The 19497-nt window shown below is 55.8% G+C and carries 19 protein-coding genes; 8 read left to right on the plus strand and 11 right to left on the minus strand.

Annotated features, from left to right (window positions below; all coding sequences use genetic code 11):
* Nucleotides 1-96: 96 nt before the first annotated feature.
* The 4 genes from N3G78_09860 (at nt 97) to N3G78_09875 (ending at nt 3297) form a co-directional block, all read left to right on the plus strand.
* Entirely contained in the window at nt 97-444 is a 348-nt protein-coding gene (locus N3G78_09860; protein MCX8118223.1) for a LysR family transcriptional regulator, read from the plus strand.
* Nucleotides 441-1322 (plus strand): substrate-binding domain-containing protein, encoded by an 882-nt coding sequence (locus N3G78_09865; GenBank protein ID MCX8118224.1) that lies wholly within the window; start codon nt 441-443, stop codon nt 1320-1322. Before N3G78_09860 ends, N3G78_09865 begins: the two co-directional genes overlap by 4 nt.
* 111 nt (nt 1323-1433) lie before the next feature.
* Complete coding sequence (locus N3G78_09870) at nt 1434-2210, plus strand: ABC transporter permease (protein ID MCX8118225.1); 777 nt, start codon at nt 1434-1436, stop codon at nt 2208-2210.
* Entirely contained in the window at nt 2203-3297 is a 1095-nt protein-coding gene (locus N3G78_09875) for an ABC transporter ATP-binding protein (GenBank protein ID MCX8118226.1), read from the plus strand. Before N3G78_09870 ends, N3G78_09875 begins: the two co-directional genes overlap by 8 nt.
* Before the next feature lie 10 nt (nt 3298-3307).
* On the opposite strand, the gene mobB is transcribed toward N3G78_09875, so the two are convergent.
* Both mobB and N3G78_09885 read right to left on the minus strand, forming a co-directional pair.
* Nucleotides 3308-3961 (minus strand): molybdopterin-guanine dinucleotide biosynthesis protein B, encoded by a 654-nt coding sequence (mobB, locus tag N3G78_09880; GenBank protein ID MCX8118227.1) that lies wholly within the window; start codon nt 3959-3961, stop codon nt 3308-3310.
* Between the two features lie 79 nt (nt 3962-4040).
* Nucleotides 4041-5279, minus strand: coding sequence for a molybdopterin molybdotransferase MoeA (locus tag N3G78_09885; protein ID MCX8118228.1), 1239 nt, complete (start codon nt 5277-5279; stop codon nt 4041-4043).
* A 234-nt stretch (nt 5280-5513) separates the two neighbouring features.
* On the opposite strand from N3G78_09885, the gene N3G78_09890 reads away from it, so the two are divergent.
* The 4 genes from N3G78_09890 (at nt 5514) to N3G78_09905 (ending at nt 8768) form a co-directional block, all read left to right on the plus strand.
* Nucleotides 5514-5810: a rubrerythrin gene (locus tag N3G78_09890; GenBank protein ID MCX8118229.1), complete on the plus strand. Its 297-nt coding sequence runs from the start codon at nt 5514-5516 to the stop codon at nt 5808-5810.
* Nucleotides 5811-5927: 117 nt separating this feature from the next.
* Complete coding sequence (locus N3G78_09895) at nt 5928-6380, plus strand: hypothetical protein (protein MCX8118230.1); 453 nt, start codon at nt 5928-5930, stop codon at nt 6378-6380.
* Between the two features lie 97 nt (nt 6381-6477).
* Complete coding sequence (locus N3G78_09900; protein MCX8118231.1) at nt 6478-7938, plus strand: aromatic ring hydroxylase; 1461 nt, start codon at nt 6478-6480, stop codon at nt 7936-7938.
* On the plus strand, nt 7935-8768 hold the full coding sequence (locus tag N3G78_09905) for an MBL fold metallo-hydrolase (protein MCX8118232.1): 834 nt from the start codon (nt 7935-7937) through the stop codon (nt 8766-8768). Before N3G78_09900 ends, N3G78_09905 begins: the two co-directional genes overlap by 4 nt.
* Before the next feature lie 38 nt (nt 8769-8806).
* On the opposite strand, the gene N3G78_09910 is transcribed toward N3G78_09905, so the two are convergent.
* The 9 genes from N3G78_09910 to N3G78_09950 all read right to left on the minus strand — a co-directional run bounded on the left by N3G78_09910 (nt 8807) and on the right by N3G78_09950 (nt 19318).
* Nucleotides 8807-9637, minus strand: a complete 831-nt coding sequence (locus N3G78_09910; protein MCX8118233.1) for an ABC transporter permease subunit — start codon at nt 9635-9637, stop codon at nt 8807-8809.
* Nucleotides 9634-10455: a sugar ABC transporter permease gene (locus tag N3G78_09915; protein MCX8118234.1), complete on the minus strand. Its 822-nt coding sequence runs from the start codon at nt 10453-10455 to the stop codon at nt 9634-9636. The genes N3G78_09910 and N3G78_09915 overlap by 4 nt, the downstream gene beginning before the upstream one ends.
* Nucleotides 10456-10627: 172 nt before the next feature.
* Nucleotides 10628-11791 (minus strand): extracellular solute-binding protein, encoded by a 1164-nt coding sequence (locus N3G78_09920; GenBank protein MCX8118235.1) that lies wholly within the window; start codon nt 11789-11791, stop codon nt 10628-10630.
* Between the two features lie 40 nt (nt 11792-11831).
* Entirely contained in the window at nt 11832-12875 is a 1044-nt protein-coding gene (locus N3G78_09925; protein ID MCX8118236.1) for an ABC transporter ATP-binding protein, read from the minus strand.
* Between the two features lie 164 nt (nt 12876-13039).
* On the minus strand, nt 13040-13843 hold the full coding sequence (locus N3G78_09930) for an ABC transporter permease subunit (protein ID MCX8118237.1): 804 nt from the start codon (nt 13841-13843) through the stop codon (nt 13040-13042).
* Complete coding sequence (locus tag N3G78_09935; GenBank protein ID MCX8118238.1) at nt 13840-14778, minus strand: ABC transporter permease; 939 nt, start codon at nt 14776-14778, stop codon at nt 13840-13842. The genes N3G78_09930 and N3G78_09935 overlap by 4 nt, the downstream gene beginning before the upstream one ends.
* On the minus strand, nt 14779-15657 hold the full coding sequence (locus N3G78_09940; GenBank protein ID MCX8118239.1) for a class I SAM-dependent methyltransferase: 879 nt from the start codon (nt 15655-15657) through the stop codon (nt 14779-14781).
* 14 nt (nt 15658-15671) lie between these two features.
* The gene (locus tag N3G78_09945; protein MCX8118240.1) at nt 15672-17186 is read right to left on the minus strand and encodes an ABC transporter substrate-binding protein; all 1515 of its coding nucleotides are present in this window, start codon (nt 17184-17186) and stop codon (nt 15672-15674) included.
* Nucleotides 17187-17272: 86 nt separating this feature from the next.
* Nucleotides 17273-19318 (minus strand): TonB-dependent receptor, encoded by a 2046-nt coding sequence (locus N3G78_09950; GenBank protein MCX8118241.1) that lies wholly within the window; start codon nt 19316-19318, stop codon nt 17273-17275.
* Nucleotides 19319-19497 lie beyond the last annotated feature (179 nt).

The raw sequence follows: 19497 nt of genomic DNA on the forward strand, positions 1-19497 counted from the left end.
ACAACCCCCCTCCGTTCAACCTTCTCTTGCCCATCCCGAAATTGACAGAAGGGGATTGCTTGGGTTAAACACCATTATATACGATGGAGTATAACGATGAGGCCCCCTCCCGTGAAGCTCGGTTATAAATTATGGCTCGATCGCCACGGAAAGGCCTTCGGCGATGGCCCCTACGAACTCCTCCGGAGGGTGGAGAAGACCGGTTCCCTCCACCGGGCCGCCCTGGACATGGGGATGTCCTACAACAAGGCCTGGCGGTTGATGGGCATCCTCGAGAAGCGCCTGGGTTTCCCGCTTCTCGAACGAAAGACCGGGGGAATCGCAGGAGGGGGCTCCCGCCTCACCCCTGAGGGGAAAAAGATGATGGACCGATACGGGAGGTTCCGCAAAGAGGCCGACCGAGTCCTCCGGAAAGTCTTCAAAGACCATTTCCAGAAGGTATGAGAATTTTCCCTCTTCTTCGAAGACCGCTTCGGGCCCCTTTTTTCGCTCTCCTTCTATGGCCCTTCCTCGTCGTCGTGGGAGAGGCCTCCTCTCCTGAAAAACTGCTCCTCTTTGCCGGCGCCGCAAGCAAACCCCCGACCGATAGCGCCATCCGGTCGTTCCAAAAGAGAACGGGTACCCGGGTGGAGGTCGTCTATGGAGGGTCCGGTTTTGTCCTCTCCCAGATGAAGCTCTCGAAAAAGGGCGACCTCTTCTTCCCGGGCTCCTCGGACTTCATGGAGCTGGCCAAAAGGGAGGGCCTTGTCTTTTCTGAATCGGAGAGGGTCGTGGCCTACCTGATCCCCGCGATCAACGTCCAGAGGGGTAACCCCAAAGCGATCCGGTCACTGAGGGACCTTGCCCGCCCCGGAATTCGTCTCGCCATCGCCAACCCCGAGTCGGTCTGCGTGGGCACCTATGCCGTCGAAATCATCGAAAGGAATCTTTCCCCCTCGGAAAAGGAGGCCCTGAGGAAGAATCTGGTCAGCTATACCGAAAGCTGCGAGAAAACGGCCAATATCATCTCCCTCAAAGCGGTGGATGCGGTGCTGGGCTGGGAGGTCTTTCAGCACTGGGACCCGGATCGGATCGAAACGGTTTTGCTAAGGCCCGAGGAGATCCCCAGGATCGGATATCTCCCCATCGCCATCTCTAAGTTCACCCGGAGCAAGCCTCTGGCCCAAACCTTTATTGACTTCCTCCTGGGGCCCGAGGGAAAAACCCTATTCAGGAATCATCACTATCTGATGGATCTCGAAGGGGCACGCCGCTTCACAAAACCCGACACCCCCGTGGGCGGGGAGTACCGGCTGCCAAAGCAATGGAGGACGAGACCGTAACCGATCCCAAGCCCCCATCCCCCAACCCTTTTCAATGGCCAGTCCCGACTGGTCGTGGGTCAGGATTGGCTGAAAGGGATGCGGTGATTGGCGGTAAATCGAGGAGGACCGATGGCCTTTCGATACACGATGATCGGAGCTGCCCTTGGGATTTTCTCCTTCTACCTTGCCCTTCTCGTCTCCCTCGTTTTTTCGGTGACCCCAAAAGGTGTCCTCGACTCCCTCCTCCAACCCTCGACCCTCTTCTCCATCCGGTTGAGCCTCATCGCTGCAACCGTGGCCACGCTTCTGGCCATCGGGGTCGGCCTTCCCTCGGCCTATGCCCTTTCCCGTTTTCAGTTCAGGGGGAAGCAGATCGTCGATACCTTCCTTGAAATTCCCATCATCATGTCTCCCATCGCCCTGGGCGCCTCCCTTCTGATCTTTTTGAATACGCCTTTGGGAGAGTTCCTCCAGTCTAAAGGCATCTCTTTCGTCTTCGAATTCCCGGGAATCCTCCTGGCCCAGTTCGCCACAATCGCGGGGCTGGCGACCCGGTTGATGAAGGCCTCTCTGGATGAGATCTCCCCGAGGTACGAGGCCGTGGCCCGATCCCTCGGCTCTTCGCCATGGGAGGCCTTCTATCGAATCACGCTGCCCCTCTCCTTCAGGGGGCTGCTGGCCGCCACCATCCTCTCCTGGGCCAAAGCGGTGGGCGAATTTGGGGCGACGGTGACGGTGGCCGGGGCCATGCCGCTGAAGACCGAAACGATGCCCATCGCCATCTATACGGCCCTGGCGACGGCCAATACCGAAAAGACGATCCTCTTGATCCTGATCCTCGTCTCCCTGGGCCTCCTCGCCCTCTTTGCGGTTCGCCTGACCGGAAAACTGTACCGTTATGATTAAGATCGAATCCCTTTCGATCGATGTCGGCACCTTTAAACTGAAAGACCTCGACATCACGATCGAGGAAGGGTCCTTTCACTTTCTCCTCGGCCCAACGGGATCGGGCAAGACCCTCATCCTCGAGTCGATCATCGGCCTCCATCGGCCGGAAAGGGGGAAAATTTGGGTCGGCCAGAAGGAGGTCCAAAGGCTTCCTCCCGAGCGAAGAGAGATCTCGTATGTCCCTCAGGATCTGGCCCTTTTCCCCCATCTCAGCGTGAGGGAGAATATCCTGTACGGGATCCGGGCGAGGAATCACATGCCGAAAAATTACGAAGAATACCTGGAATCCCTGATCCGGGCGATGAGGGTTGAAGGCCTTCTCGATCGGTATCCGGCTCGTCTCAGCGGCGGAGAGAAAAAACGGGTGGCCCTTCTCAGGGCCCTCGCTCCACAGCCGAAGCTCCTCCTCCTCGACGAGCCCCTTTCGGGCCTCGATCCCTCCATCAAGATCGAGATCCTCTATCTCCTGAAGGCCCTTCATGCCTCGTTTCGGCCGACCGTTTTGTGTGTCTCTCACGATTTCGAGGAGGCCTATATGCTCGGCGAGAGGATCACCGTCTTCATGGACGGGAAGGTGGAGCAGGTGGGCAGCAGGGACGACGTCTTCCTCAGGCCCCGAACGAGGAAGGTGGCCGAGTTTTTAGGTCATCGGAACCTTTACAGGGGAAGAATCCTCTCCAGAGATGAGGCTCAGGGGAGGACCTTGCTCGATATTCAAGGGCTGAGGTTTTCCGCTCCTTCTGCGGCCGACCCGAAACGGAAGGAGAGGGGAAAAGAGGTGGACCTCTATATCCGGCCGGAGGAGGTGATGATCCTCCGGGAGGGAAAGCCTGTCAAAGATTCTTTAAAGAGGAATATCTTCGAGGGGGCGATCCTCGACATCGCCGATCGAGGAAGGCACCATGTCATCTTCTTCCAGGAAAAGAGCCATTGTGTCCTTTTCGAAATCTCCATCCCGAATTACGCCCTTCGAAATCTCAATCTCTCTTCGGGCCAGGAAGCCAAAATAGCTCTCCGGGACGAGGCCTTCTGGGTGATGGAATAGAGGCAGAGGGTCAAACGGGATCGAGGATCTGGATGTCTATCTTTTTAAAGGTTTCGCACCCCTTAAGGGACCTCACCATTCCCTTGATCGATCCCGTCAGGAAATCGCGGATGAAAGGTTTCAAGGGGATCGTCTTCCCATCCACCTTCAAGGTGATCTCCACCTCCCTTTTCGGTTTGAGAAACTTCCTCTCGATGAAGTCTGCCACCTCTCCGGGAGCATCCAGGGAGAAACAGGGCACGTCCACCTCGAAGGTCTGATTCGATACGATGGCAACCAGGTTGTCTTCTTTGGTACAGAGCAGTTCCTGATGCACCTCCTTCCGGAAGATCTCGATCTTGGGCTGGACGTCCTTCTTATACCCCTCAGAGAGGATGAGATCGACGTCCTGGATGAACTTTTCCCGTATCTCGTCCAGGGTCAAATCCCTCTCCACATCCCGGATGAGCGCAACCTTTTGGGGAGAGGAGATCACCACCGTATGGGCTCCCGCCTTCTTATGCCGCCAGCTATCCTTCCCCTCCCGGTCCACCTCAAACCCGTGGACATCGTGTTTCACGGTGGCCACCCGGTAGCCCCTCTTCACCAGTTCGGGCAAGAGCTTCTCGATGAAGGTCGTCTTCCCGCTATCGGACTTTCCTACGATCGATATGATGGGAATCATGGTCGGTTGGCTCCCGTATTGAGTTCCGAGGGCATCCTTGGAAGGTTGAAGGCTTGAACACCAGGGGATGAAAAAGGTTTCATTTCAGCGGACCCGATCCTACGAACTCCGGAGGGTAAAGCAGTTGCACCTTCACCCTCTCCCCTTCCTTGACCCCCTCCCGATCTTCCGGAAGGATGATCAACCCGTTGGCCCGTACCATCGATCGCAATATTCCGGAGCCCTGAGGACCCGTGGTTTTCACAGAGTATCCCTCCGGCCCGTAAGAGACCACCCCTCGGATGAAATGTCTCTTCCCGGGTTCTTTCCGGATCTCTTCGGCAAGGATGGCTTCGATCACAGGCCGAAAGAGCTGGCCGTGGCCCATCATCTTGAGCAGGGCGGGTCGGACAAACTGCTCAAAGGTCACCATGGAGGAAACCGGATTTCCGGGAAGGCTGAAAACGGGCTTTCCATCATATTGCCAGAAGGCCACGGGTTTTCCGGGCTTCATGGCTACCCGCCAGAAGATCAGCTGCGCCCCCAACTCCTTCAATGCCTCTCGGACAAAATCATAATCGCCCACGGAGACGCCCGCAGAGGAGATAAAAACGTCCGCCTGAAGCCCCTGGAGCAGTTTCCTCTTTATCTCCTCCTTATCATCTCTTGCGATTCCCAACTGCATCGGGACGGCCCCGCACTCTTTCACCTGAGCAGCCAGGGTATAGGAATTGCTGGAGACGATCTTGGCCCCTTCCAGAGGCTCCCCGACATCGACCAGCTCCTCTCCCGTACAGAGGATGGCGACCACCGGCCTCCGGTAGACCAGGACAAAGGGTTTCCCGATGGAGGCCAACATCCCGACTTCCGAGGGCCGGATGACCTCCCCGTGGGTGATCACGCGATCCCCCTGCTTAACATCCTCTCCGGCCCTCCGGATGAAATCTCCAGGGCGAACGCTCTTCCGGATGGAGACCGACCTTCCGTCCGATCTCGTCTCCTCCACAGGAACCACCGCATCTGCCCCTGCGGGGACAGGAGCTCCCGTCATAATCCGAATGGCCTGTCCCTCCTGAAGGGCGTTTTTGGCAAAAAACCCTGCCCGAAGATCCTCGATGATTATTAAAGAGACCGGGTTCTGTTCCGAGGCCTTCTGAACATCCACGGATCGAACCGCATAGCCATCCATCCCGGAATTGTCATAAGGGGGGAGGTCGCGGGGGGCGACGGCATCCTCAGCGATCACACGGCCCAGGGCCTCCAGGATCGAGACCTTTTCGAGCCCAAGGGGATGAACATGAGAAAGGATCCTTTCGATGGCTTCCTCAACCCGGATCATCATATCGGCCTATAATATAAAACGATCTGACTGAAAATTCACTCCCTTGGGACTCCTCTGAATGCCAAAGCCGCCTCTCGATCGGATCTCAAACCCCTCTTCCTTATCTCCTTGAGATATTGAGATATTTTAAATCACTCCTTATAATCGATCTGTCCGGAAAAGAGAGGAGGAGGGCCTTTGACCCTCGTCCTTAAAAGTCACAGCAAAAAAACAAAAAAGGAGGGACCCGATATGCTTTCGAAAATACCTGTGGATCTTGAAAAAATATCCCGAGGCGATCTGGACAAAGAGATCCTCAGGGCAGGCATTATCGCGGAACTGGACGCCATCAACCTTTATGAACAGATGGCCGCCCTGACAAAAAATCAGAGGATTAAGAAGGTCCTGCTTGACATCGCCCGGGAAGAGAAGACCCATGTGGGAGAATTCCAGGCCCTTTTGCTCCAGGAGGACAGGGAGCAGGAAGAAGAGTTAGAGAAGGGTCGGATGGAAGTAAAAGGGAGGGTGGACCCTAAGAGAGGGGGATAAAAAAGGTTTGATCCTGCCACTCCAACGTGGTATGATATAGAGGTAAAGAGAATCGGGTGGGGGCCCTCCAAGAGGGACGAAGTTCGTCGACATGAACACCGATCCTTTAAACTCCTGATGAACGCAATCCAGGCCAGAGACGAATTACGAAAGATGGGCATACGAGATCTCTTTCGTCTGGCCGCCGACCAAAAACTCTCCGAATGCCTGGTGGGAGCGAGGGCCTGTAGCCTTTACCTGAAATACCGGGGTTACCCCTTCTGCCTTTCGGAATTACTGGGGAAAGGCTGTATTTATGAGGAGCGATTAAAAAGGGATCGGATTTCGAGAGAAACCCCTCATCCCCTTCTTTTCCCTGCCCATCGCCTATCTCCCGTAAAAACGGAAGGCATCCCTTTCAAGGTCTATTGGAGGGATGAATCCACCCGGGCGATGATCTTTCTCGGAGAGGTTGTCGAAAGAAGGACCAAAGAGAGGAAGAACAACCTTCAGGATCTCCTGATCAAAGCAAGGAAAGAATTTTCCCATCGGGTAGAAAATCCGGCCGGGATCTTTTTATTGGGCCCTTAAGGGATGGCCTCTCCCCGTATCCTGCCCCCTCAGCAAACGCTGGCCGGCCGGGAAGCGGTGTAAAGGGGCGACCTCGCCATGCACGAAAGGAGAAAAAATGGCTCTGATCACACCCGAACAGTATGAGGGGAGCCTAAAGAAGAGAAAACCCAGGATCTTCATGAACGGGAAGAAGGTCGAAGACTACCTCAGTAATCCCAATATTCGTACGGTCATCGAGGCGAACAAGGCCAGTTACCGGTGGGCCTTGGACCCCGACACCCAGGAGATCATGACGGCCCTCTCCCCCCTGACGAAGGACCGGGTCAACCGATACGTCCATGTCTGCGGAAGCCGGGAGGACCTGGTCGCAAAGGCCATCGCAGGGACTTTCGCCGCTGAACGGCTGGGAACCTGCATCTACCGGTGTCCCGGTCTGGACGCCTTCCACAGCCTGGCCAGCACGACTTGGGAGATGGACAGGAACCTCGGAACGGAGTATCACAGCCGGTTTATGAGATACCTGAAGTGGGTTCAGGAGAACGACCTGGTGGTCTCGGGGGCCTTGACAGAACCCCGTGGAGATCGCAAAAAGAGGGCCCTCGACTGGCCAGATCCTTATCTCTCCCTGAAGGTGGTGGAAAAGAGATCGGACGGGATCGTCGTCCGGGGAGCCAAGATCAATATCAGCGGCGCCTTCGTCAGCCACGAACTGGTCGTCCTTCCCCAATCCGCAAAGAAGAGAGAGGAAGGCGATTATGCCTTGGCCTTTGCGATCCCTTCCGATGCCGAAGGCATCACCTATATCTGCCAGTACTCCCCTTATTCAGCCGAACGCGAAATGGCCGAGGATATCTACGAGCTGGGAAACCCTCTCTTCGGCCAGAGGGAGACGGCCATGGTCGTCTTCGACAATGTCTTTGTCCCTTGGGAAAGGGTCTTTCACTGCGGGGAAACCGAATATTCCTCAAAATTGGTCGAACGCTTCGCCAAGACCCACCGGATGACCTGCGGGGGGACCTGCAAGGTCGGGTTCATGAACCTCATCATCGGGGCCTGCAAGCTCCTCCAGGAGTATAAGGGATTGGAGAAGGCCCAGCACATCAACGACGAGCTGACCGAGATGGTCGTCTTGAGGGAGACCGGAAGGGCCTGCGGTCTGGCCTCGGCCAATCTCGGAAAAGAAGAACCGGAAGGATCGGGCGTCTTCCTCCCCGATGAGTTGATGGGGAACGTGGCCAAGCTCAACATCTGCAATGCCTTCTGGCGGGTGATGGCCCTCGCAGGTGACATCGGAGGCGGCCTCATCGTCACCCTCCCCTCCCTCAAGGAGTTGAAGAACCCGGAGACGAAAAGGTATGTCGAGGAATTCCTGGGGTTCGGTTCGGAGGTGCCCACCGAACACATCCTCAAGGTGACGAAACTCCTTCAGAACTGGACCGCCGGCCAGCACGGGGTGGGCACCTGGCATGGCGCGGGTCCGGTCATGGCCCAGAAGATCATGATCCAGAGGATCGTCGATTACGAGCACGAAAAGAAGCTGGTCAAAGAGGCTTTGGGGATCTTGGAGAAGAGATGAGGATCACCATCTTGTGTGAAAATTCGGTCGGGAAACTTATCGGCGCCGGCGAGCATGGCTTCTCCGCCTTTATCGAAACCGCCCATGGAAACTACCTCTTCGATACCGGAAGCGGCCCTTCCGTGGTTACAAACTCCCTCGTCCTGAACAAGGATTTAAAGGGCGTCAAGAAGATCTTCTTGAGCCATGGCCATTACGATCACACAGGGGGTCTGCCCGAGGTTCTGAAGCTGAAGGGCAAGGTCGATGTCCACGCCCATCCCCATCTCTTCTCAGACAGGATTGCCATCCACAAAGAAGACGGAGGGGAGGTGAGGCGATTCATCGGAATCCCTTACAAAAGGACCTACCTGGAATTTCTCGGGGCCAACTTTATTCTCAACACCGAATTTACCGAGGTGGAAAAGGGGATTTTTTTGACCGGCGAGGTTCCTCGGATCACCCCTTTTGAGAAACTGGACCCAAGGCTCTTGGTCGAAACCGAGGGAAGATTTTCCCAAGATCCCCTCCTCGACGATCAATCCCTTATCCTCGATACGGAAAAGGGACTCGTTCTCATTCTCGGATGTGCCCACTCCGGAATGATAAACATCCTCCACCATGCGATCCATAAAACGGGGAAGGATAAGTTCCACGCCCTCCTCGGCGGGACCCATCTCGATTTTATGTCTCCGGAGCAACTCGAAGAGTCGATCAAGGCCCTCAAAGAGATTAGGGTCGAACGGATCGGTGTCTCCCACTGCACCGGCATGAGAGCCGCCTTCAGACTTCATCAGGAATTCGGAGATCGCTTCTTCCACGGATGCGTGGGAAGCGTCTTGGAGGTCTAAAATCCCCTCCCCTCCACCTTCTTCGCCCCCTCCTCGGATCAAAGCTGACCGAGGAAGGCCAGGTATTCGGCCTTCAGATACCGTTCGAGCAAGAGCAACAGGATGACCCCCGGAACCATCAAGACCAGCGCGGTGACGGAGGCGACTTGGAGTTCATATCCGATGCTTGCGGTGTACATGTAAACAGGCAAGGTGACGACGAAAGGAGCTCCGACCAGAAGCGTCCCTGTGAACTCGTCCAGGGAGTACAGGAAGACCAACAAGGCGCTGGCCAGGATCCCAGGCAACGCCAGCGGCAAACTCACCGTGGCAAAACTTCGGGTCAGCGACGCTCCCAGGTTCATGGCCGCCTCTTCCAAGGAGTCCGGAATGGAACGGAAGACCGCCGTCATCGTCCAAACGGCGAAGACCAAGGCTCCCACCAGATGGATGAGAATGACCCCCGGAACCGTGCCGGAGAGTCCGAAGCGGTAAAATTCCCGGGTGGCGCTGGCAAAGACGGGCAATTGAGGGAAGGCTTGCGGGAGCAAGAAGGCTAAAAGGATGAAGATCCTCCCCGGAAACCGGAGGCGGGCCAGGACGTAACCCATCGGGATCGCCAAGATCAGGGAGAGGATCGTCACGAGGGTGGCGATCCATACCCCTCGCCTGAGGGGGATCAGAAAGTCTCCCGTCAACATCTGGGCCCAGTACTTGAAGCCCAGGATCTGGGGGAAGCTTGCAGGCCAGGTCCACCGCTCGGCAAAGGACCAGAGGACCAGGCTCGAGAGGGGTCCGAGGATGACGAAAAGAAATATGAGGAGGAGGATCAGTCTGCCTGCGAGGCGAATTGAACCCCCTCTCCTTCTTTTGTGATCTGTTGAAGTCATTGGACGATCTTTCTCAAATAAACGAAGGCAGCCCCCGAGGCCATCAGATAGGCCACGACCCCAAGGGCCCCTGCCGTCGCATAATCGCCGTGTTGGCCGAACCGATAGTATACGTCGATCATGATCATTTGAGGTCCGCTCCCTTTTCCCATCATCAGGGGGATGGAAAAAGAGGCCAACATGGAAGCAAAGACGAGGACGCAGGCCACCGCGATCGACGGAGCGGCCATCGGGATCAGGATATCCTTGGTCTGCCGGAGAATGCCGGCCCCGAAATTCTGGGCCGCCTCAAGGTAGGCCTCCTCCACGGACCGAAACGCCCCCATGAAAAGGAGGGCAGCCAGGCCGATGTGCTTCCAAGCCAGGGCGATGGCCAACCCGACCCACGAAGTGGAAAGGGAGGGGAGATTCTGAGCCTCCAGAAGGCCTGCCCAGAGGAGAAGGCCATTCAAGGTCCCATGGGGAGAGAGGAAGATCCTCAGGGCGTGGCCGACCACAACGAACGGGACAAACAGGGGAATTTTCAGAAGAAACTCGACGCTCCGAAAGGCCCTTAGCCGGAGATAACCGCAGACGGGTAACCCTGAGATGAGGACCAATAGAAGCCCTGTGAAGGAAACCCCCAGGGTGAAGAGAATGTCCTGTGAATAGAGCTTGTAGACTCGAACATAATGGGCAAGGGTGAAACGGCCTTCGTGGGTAAAGCTCGACCAAATGGAGGCGAAAAGGGGATAGAGGAAGGCAAATCCGAGGACGAGAAGGGACGGCAGACAAAGCCACGCCCAGAGACTCCGTTCAACCCCTGTGATCCTTACCATGGTATAAAAAAGAACCCAACGGGTATGGGTGATCCCGGCTCGACTTATACCACTCTAAACCCTCAGCCCTCTCCACATCCTTTCGGTCGATGTCTCCTCGATAAACGAGCCGGGTGAGAGGGGACCCCGAGGGGTCCCCTCTCCGTAAGGTCTTTTCCCTTATCTCCCCTCCCTATCGGACGATCTCCTCGTAGGCCAACAGGATGGCATTGAAATAGGGCCCGATCGGCATCTGGAGGGAATATTTCGACAGGTCGGCCGGGGTCACATCCCTGAAGAGCAGTTCCTTGGCTTTGGGAGAGAGGAGGGGAAGGACCCGGTTCGGATCGACCCCAGGATACCAGCCATACCGTTCGACGATGACGCTCGCTTGAATTTCGGGCTGGGAGACGTAGTCGATATACCTTGCGGCCCAATCCCGATTGGCCGCCTCACGAGGGATGACCATGTAGATGGGGTAGATCGGAAGCCCCGGGCTGATGAGGACGGGCGTGATGCTCATATCCATTCTGCCCTCGTTCTTCCATGCGACGAGCTGGTCGATCCAGACCGCCCCCATCCAGATCTCTCCCCGGTTGAGTTGGTCCAAGGTGCCTGCGTTGCCCGAGGTGATCACCACGTTCTTGTTGAACTCTCTGAGCTCCTCCAAGGCCTTCCGCCAGAGAGGTTCTTTCGCCTTATCGAAGGGCCCCTGGGTGAAGGCCTTGTATTGGCCGGTTTTCCAATAGACCCATCCCACCGTAAACCCCTGTCCACTCACGCCCCCTTTGATCCCGTTGTAGCCGAACTTTTTGGGATTGGACTGAACCCAGGCCACCAGCTCCTCGAAGCTCCTGGGCGGTTTGCTCACGTACTTCGGGTTGTAGGCGATGGCGATTTGATTATGGAACATCGGAATGACATACCCATCCACTTCGACCCCGAAGGCCACCTTCGTCTCGGGCCCGGTGACGTATCTGGCCGCGGAAATGGTAGGGACGTATTTATAGAGCAACCCCTCCTGGACCATCTGAGAGGCAGCGATCATGCTCACCAGGGCCACGTCGATGTCCCAGTTCTTCCGTTGGGTGTCGTGTTGGGCCTTGATCTTTGTGTAGATGGCCCGGCTGGCCGCCTCCCCTGTCCCGGTTCCGACGACGTTAAAATCGACCGACGGGTGTCTCTCCTTGAACCCGGGTCCCAAGATCTTCTTGTGGACATCCACCACATTGACATCCGCACCGACCACGACGTTGAGCGTCACCTTCTCTGTCCCGAGGGCAGGAAAGGTGGATTGGATGGAAAGCAACGTGCCGAGAAATAGGATCCATCCCCATTTGACCCATCCTCTTGCCATGTGCGATCTCCTCCTTTCTCGTAGGGCTTCTTGAATCTTTTCAAGAGGCTGAATAAACTTGGATCTTCCCTTTGGACAGGACCAGATAGACCGCCCCGGGACGTCTCGGGTCTGGGCTATCCACCATCACGACGCCATCGCCAACCCGGACATAATGGCGATAGTAAGCCCCCAAGAATAAACTCTCCTCGAGTTGACCTGAGAGAACGATGTGATCCGGATTGGAAGTTTCCGCCTCATCGGCGATCCAACCGTCGGTGGCTCGGAAGATGACGGTCACTCTACCTTGGAGGCCCGTTTGGAAGGGGATGGCCTGATTCCCAACCCGTAAGAACCCACCTGAAACCTCCCCTCCGATCTGATTGCTCACGCCTAAAAACTCGGCCGCAAAGGCCGTAGAGGGCTTGAGATAGACCGTCTGAGGCGTTCCGACTTGCACGACCTCCCCTTGATTCATGAGAACGATGGTATCGGCCATGGCAAGGGCCTCCTCTTGGTCGTGGGTGACATAAATGGCCGTGATTCCCACCTGTTTCTGGATCCGTCGCACTTCGGCCCGAAGGCGTTGCCGGACCTTGGCATCGAGGTTCGAGAGGGGCTCGTCCATAAGGAGAACTTTCGGCCTCACGACCAGGGCCCGGGCCAAGGCGACCCGCTGCTGTTGCCCTCCGGAGAGGGCGCCCGGCTTGCGGGTCTCCACCTCCGAGAGATTCGCGATCTCGACCATCTCGAGAACCTCCCGGACCCTCCGTCTGATCTCCGTCTCTCCCAACTTCAGGAGTCTCAAGCCATAGGCCACGTTTTCAAATACGGTCATATGGGGCCACAAGGCGTAGTTCTGGAAGACCATGGCCGTCCCGCGTTTCTGCGGGGGCAAGCCGGTCACCTCGTCTTCATCAAAGAAAACCCGTCCCCGATCGAGGGGAGTGAACCCAGCGATCCCTCGCAACAAGGTGGTCTTTCCGCAACCGCTCGGCCCGAGGATGGCGGTCAGGCCTCCGCTGGCAAAATTTAGGGAAACGTTTTTGAGGGCTTCTGTGTTTCCAAATCTCTTCCAAAGGTTTTCGACACGAACCTGGACCATGGACTCCTTCGTTCCCTACCCGTTTTAATGCACCTCCTTTACAAATTGTTTACGACCTTGTGACATTTCGGTGAGAAGTGTCGAAAGAAGACCTCTCTTATTGTCCCTGTGAGGTCATATCGGAGAAACCTGAGGTGGGTCTTATAGGCTTGAAGGGGAGAGCCTCAGTCTCGGTGAATGATCGAGATCTCCCCCCTCCCCCGGATACTTCCCTCCCCGATCAGATTGAACCCCATGACCGTGATCAGGATCGCAACCCCGGGAAAGAGCACGAGATGGGGGGCTTGGGTGAGAAAGAGTCGCCCCTCGTTGAGCATCGCTCCCCATTCTGGGGTAGGAGGCTGGGCTCCAAGCCCTAAAAACCCGAGGCCGGAGAGGGCGAAGATCACCCTTCCGGTGTCGAGGGAGGCAAGGATCGCCACAGGAGGGAAGATGTTGGGGAGGTAATGTCGGAGGACCATCCGAGAAGGGGAAACGCCCAGGGCCATCGCCGCCTCGATAAAGGACCTTCCTTTTATCTCGATCACGAGCCCCCGGATCAATCTGGCGTAGAAGGCCCAATGGACAAGGGCAAAAGCGATCATGGCGTTGTGGGTTCCTGGGCCGAGGAGGGCGATGATGGCCAGAGAGAGGACGAGGCTCGGAAAGGCCATCGTCATCTCTGTCAGGCGCATCAGGAAGAAGTCGATCCGCCCCCCATGGTATCCTGAAACCATCCCCACTCCCATTCCAATGGCAAGGGCGATTCCCTGGGTGAGGAGGGCGATCCCGATCGTCCTTGGGGCACCATCGATGATCCTCGAGAGAAGGCAGCGCCCTAAATGATCGGTCCCGAAGGGATAGGTGAGGCTCGGCCCTTGGAGTCTTCGGTCCAGATCGATCTCGAGGGGAGAACGGGGGAGGAGAAGAGGACCGAAGCCGGATAGGAGGAAGACCGAACAGAGGATCGTCAAGCCGATGGGTCTCATGAGCGAGGGTCGAATTCGATCCTTGGGTCGAGAAAGCGGTATCCAATGTCCACACAGAGATTGATGAAGAGAAAGAGAGAGGCCGTTAGCAGGACGTACCCCATGAGGATGGGATAGTCTCGTTGGAGAATGGCCTCGATGGCGAGCCTTCCCAGGCCCGGCCAAGAGAAGATCGTCTCCACGATGACCGCTCCCCCCAAAAGCCGTCCCAAGACCATCCCCAAGGTGGTCAGGATGGGCAACAGGGCGTTGGGAAGGGCGTGGCGGAGGAGGATGCGTCTTCGACTTAAACCTTTGGCCATGGCTGTTTTGATGAAATCCTTCCCCAGAACCTGGATGAGCGAGGTCCGGAGGAGTCGGCCCTGGATCATCGCCGTCCCCAAACCCAAGGTCAGGGCGGGAAGGACGAGGTGGCCGAAATCCCCTCGACCCATCACCGGAAGCCAACCCAAATGGATGGAGAAGAGGTAGATCAGCAAAAGGCCCAACCAGAAACTTGGGATGGAGGCCCCGAGGATGGCGAAAAGGATGCCGACTTGATCGAGGCCCCCACCGGACCTCATCGCCGAGAGGAGGCCCACGGTAAGGGATAAAAAGACAATCACACCGAAGGAGGCGAGGGTGAGCTCCAGGGTGGCGGGCAAACGGGTCAGGAGCTCCTGGATGACGGGCTCTCCCGTTTTGTAAGAGAGGCCGAGATCGAGCTGGAAGAGCCTAAAGAGCCATCGCCCGTATTGGAGGGGAAGGGGTTGGTCGAGGCCCAACCTCCTTCTGGCCTCCTCGAGGGCCTCCTGGGTGGGTTCGATGCCTTCCTTCCGAAGGAGGATTTCGGCCGGATCGCCAGGAGCCCAATGGAGCAGGAGAAAAACGAGGAAGGTGATGCTGAACCAGAGGGGGATGAGAGAGAGGACTCTCCTGACGATCAGGCCGACCATCTATCTCTCCACCCTCCACCACATGATCGCAAAAGCCCGCTCTTCACAGGCCTTGACGATACCGCCCTCGGCCCTCCCTTCGAAATATCGACGAATCTTCTCCTTTTGGGGGTCTGTGAGCTCTGTGAACATCTGAAAATATTCTTCGTAGCGCTCGATGAGGGCGGCAAGGGGCTCCTCGTAACGAATCTTTTTTTCGACGAAACGGACCTCTGGCCTGAATCCGCACGAATAGAGGTAATTGAAGGGATAGAGGATGTGAAAACTGGAGGAGCGAAAGGGTTCCCCAAAGATCAACTCCCAGAGGCGATTTCTTTCGCGGAAATGCCTATCGTCCGAGGCCGTGACGAGGCAGCAATAGGATCGGGAGGCTCGGTTCATCTGGAGGAGGCTTTCTGCGCTTCGAATCGCTTGAGAAAAGGAGGCGAAAACCAGATCGAACTCCTTGGAAAAATCGCACGCCTCCCAACGCTTACAAAGGCAAGTGATATTGGTCACCCCCTCCTCCTCTGCCCTCATCCGCAACGCATCGAGCATCTTTTCGGCCGCATCGAGGGCCACCACATGACGAACCCTTCTGGAAAGGGGAAGGGTAAACGTCCCTGGGCCGCTACCAATGTCCAGGACAAGGCTCTTCTCTGAAACCACTTCCTCCCGAAGAAGCATCCGGACGGTTTCCTCAATCCATTGGGATTCGAACCCAACTCGGACCAGATAGTCTTTGCTGATCCGATTCCAGAACATCGTCCACCTTTCGGGAGAAATCTCTCGCTTGGCCAGGGATGAATTCTGAGCGGCCCTGGCCCATCCCTCAGACCAAAAACGGGGGTCGAGGGGATCGAACGAGCAGGGGAAGGCTTCGGGGATGGCTTTCTCCATGGGGAGGGTCTCTTTTACCGACCGTCTCGAACCCGTTTCACCTTCATGAGGTCAGGCCTGAAAAAGGCATCTATCTCAAGGCCATCGATCGATTCTCGATGGGCATAAAAGGCCACGTCGTGGTAGAGGGGCAGGAGGAGGTAATTCTCGGCCACCCACCTCTGAAGTTGCCGGTACATCTTCTTTCGCTCGTCCCGATGGGTCTCGTGTCTGGCCCTTGAAAGGAGCTCAGCGACCTTCTTCAACTCCTTTCCAAAGGCCCAGGGGCTTACGTTTCCCATCCAGGTAAAAAAGATGTCCGGGTCTCCGGTCATGAGCGTAAAGGGATGGAGGGCGAGGTCGAAATCGCCTCTCTTCAGGGACTCTTTAAAAAGACCTGCCTCCTCGATCCGGATCTTTGGCTTAAGTCCCCCTCGAAGCAAAGAAGCATGGATCGCCTCGGCGAGGTCCTTATAGGGCCACCGTTGAAGGGCACCCGCGTGAAGAAGAATGATCAGCTCCCCCGAGTACTGGGGGCTTGGACGGGATTCGACCGGGGGGATGAGCGGGAAGGCCTTCTCGTGCCATTCTTCGGCTAAAGGGGTGAAGAGAGACTCAGAGACAACCCCCGCCTCTCCCACGATCGATCGAACGAGCCGTTCACGGTCCAAGGTGGAAACAAGCCATTTCCGGAGGGAGACCATTTGAAAGGGAGGACGCTCAGCATTAAAGAGGAGGTAGTGGGTGGTGGCCACCGTTCTTTTTTTCAAGCGGACCTGTTTCGAACTTTTGATCTCCGGAAGTTGACCTGGAAGGATGCCTCCCACATCGACGATGGCATCGACCTCTCCCCTCTTGAGGGCATTCAGTCGGGTCGCGGCATCGGGGATGAACCAGAATTCGACGGTATCGAAGGGCGGCCTCCCCTGCCAGTAGGTCGAATGGGCCTTGAGCCGGATCACCCCGTCTCTGTTCGTCTCGAACCGGTAGGGACCGGTTCCAGTAAATTTAACAAATTGGCCCTTCGAATCAAAAGAATTGGGCCCAAAGATGGCGCTCCCGAAGTAGTTGATGGTGGCGGGGAAATTGGGGTAGGGTTTGTCGAGAAGAAAGACCACCCCTCTCTCCCCAATCCCATCGACGGCTCTGAGGTCCCGGTAAAGACCATGAGGATCGTACTTGGGATGATCCCGGTAACGGAGGATATTCTCGATGACCGCCTCTTTGGTCAGAGAGGTTCCGTCATGAAAAGAGACGTTATCCTTGAGGCGAAAGACCCATCTCTTCCCCCCGTTTTCCTTGACCCAGGAGTCGGCCAGCCACTCCTTGGCCTGTAGCCTCTCGTCCAAGTAAGTCAAGGCCTCCCAGGCATTGAGGCTGCCGTGGACGTAGCTTCTCGAATCGGGCCCATCGTAAAGGTCCCTCCCCACCCCGATCCTGAGGACGGAAAGAAGCTCTTGAGAGGTCTGCTTTCCCGAACTACAACCGACGAGGGTTCCGACAAGAGACGCAACCCACCCGCACCAAAAGAGAAGGGTATGGAGGTGCACACGGCCTCCCTCTTGATTCCTTTTTTAACATTTTACCGAAGAGTCGGGCGTTGTACCAGCCTTAGGAAATCCCGACCCTTCCCCCCTTAGAAGAGATACCGGTATCCCAGATTGAACTGGATGCTCCTTCCGGGGCTCATGTAGATGAACTCGGTTTCATACTTTTTGTCGAAGAGATTGTCCACGCTGAGGGAGGGGGTCAATATCCCTTTTCCGAGCTTGAAATCCCTCCATAGCTTTAAATCGACCGTGGCATAGGGTCTCATGTGGTAGTATTTAAGGTGCTGTACCTCATTGTCGTAATACCGGTCGTCTGAGTAGCGAATCCCAATCCTTCCACTCAGTAGATCGGGATTCTTGTAGGTGAGGACGAAGCTTCCATGATAATCTGGGCAATTGGCCAGTTGATTATATTCTGCCCGGGGGTCGTCAAAAATCCTCGTCCGGTTAACCGTGAAGCTCAGGGAAGCATCCAGATGTTCGGTTAGATGGACCTTGAGTTGAGTTTCGACCCCATAAATTTTCAGCCGACCGAGATTGTAGGCCTTGATCAAGGTGTAGCCAGGCATCGAAAAGTAATGATAAGAGATAAGATCTTTGATCCTTCCGTAATAAGGGGTGAGGGAGAGGGAAGTTTTCCATGCCTTCAATTCGATGTCCGCCCCTCCATCCACCATCCAGGTCTTCTCCGGTTTCAAATCGGGATTGGCTTCTCTTCGGGTACCCCCTGTGGGGATGTTGACAAACCTTGCAACCGTCAACCCCGGGAAAAATCCTGTCCCGAATGACGAACGGAGTGAAATGGCATCGCTGATCTTAAATCTCACCCCGCCCCTATAGCTTAAATTATCGAAATCCATGGAAGGTGGGTTCTGAGGCCGTGAGGCCAAGTCAAAGATATCGTGATACTTCCAACGGTCAAAACGCAACCCTGCGGTGATATTTAACCTTTCTGAAAAGAGGAAGCTCTGGTGTTGAAAATAAAGAGAGGTATGGTCCGTTTTGTACCTGGATTCTGCCGAAGGGACATAAGTGAAGGCATGCTTCGTTCGCCGAAACTCCACCTCTTTGAGGAAGGAACCTCCGAGCGTTGTAATATGGTTCTTAAATGGAAAAAGATCTATTTGGAGCTCGAGGGGATATCGATCGACTTCCCATTCGGATTTGGTGCTTGGCCGGGGATCGAAACGTTGGAATCTTCCCGCCGCATAGACCACCGTGTCTTCCTCGCCCGGTCGGTTATGAAGTTGATATCCTGCCGTTCCTGTTACTTTCATGATTTCTCCGACGGGGAGATAAAACCGCAACGTTCCGGCCCCCTCTTCCCCATGGTCGTTCAATATCCGATTTGGCCTTCCGTCTCCGAGCCACATGTCCTGATGATGGTACCCGAGCCAAATCCCGGCCCCACTTTCGTTCTCCCACCCGATTTTGGATGCATAGAAATGGTAACGGTACTTATCCCTTTGGAGGGAGACGCTCCGCATCCATCCTGTTTGGCCCCCTTGATGGAGGTACCAGGCGACTTCATAGGGAACCATCCGGTAGCCATCGGAATAATCTCCCGAATAGGAGGCATAATAATGAAATTTTCCGATCTTGGTGGCCACTTGGTTTCCCAATTCCAAATGAGGTCGGTAGGTGTCTCGAGAACCTCTCCCTATGTCCAGCTTAATTCCTGTATCTTTTTTCCCCTTTTTGGTGATGATGTTTACAACCCCTCCCATCGCGTTGGGCCCATAGAGGGCGGAAGAGGGCCCGAGGAGCACCTCAATCTTTTCGATGTCGTTCGGATGGATGCAGGTGGAGACGAAGGCCGGAATCGGAACGCTATCGACCATATAGACGGTTCTGAAGAGGAAGTGCCCCGCCCCTCTCAAGATGATCCAGGGAGGACCCCAGGGATAATACTGCCCCACGTGGACCCCCGGAAGATCCCGGATGAGTTCTCCGAAATTGGAGATATAATAATTGGGCTGGCTCTGGATCTCTTTTGGTGTCACCACGTGAACCGTAAAGGGAACGTCCGAAAGGGCCGATTCCGTTTTCGTTGCGGTGACGACGATCTCTTCGATTTCAGCCGCCCTCTTCTCTTCTTTCTTTTCCTCTCCCCATGCCAACCACGATCCCATAATCCATACGATCACCCCGAAGATGGCCAACTCCAATCTTCTCATCCCACACCTCCTGATTTGATCTCCTCCGTCATAGGAGGAGAGGCTTTTAGGGTTTCGTTTTTTTCAACGTGATCTCTTTTTATCTCCTTCAGGAGAGATCCGTCCTTTTCGGCTTCCGTGTCTTTTTGTCCAAA

Source organism: Thermodesulfobacteriota bacterium (genome assembly GCA_026415035.1).
Taxonomy (GTDB): domain Bacteria; phylum Desulfobacterota; class BSN033; order BSN033; family UBA1163; genus RBG-16-49-23.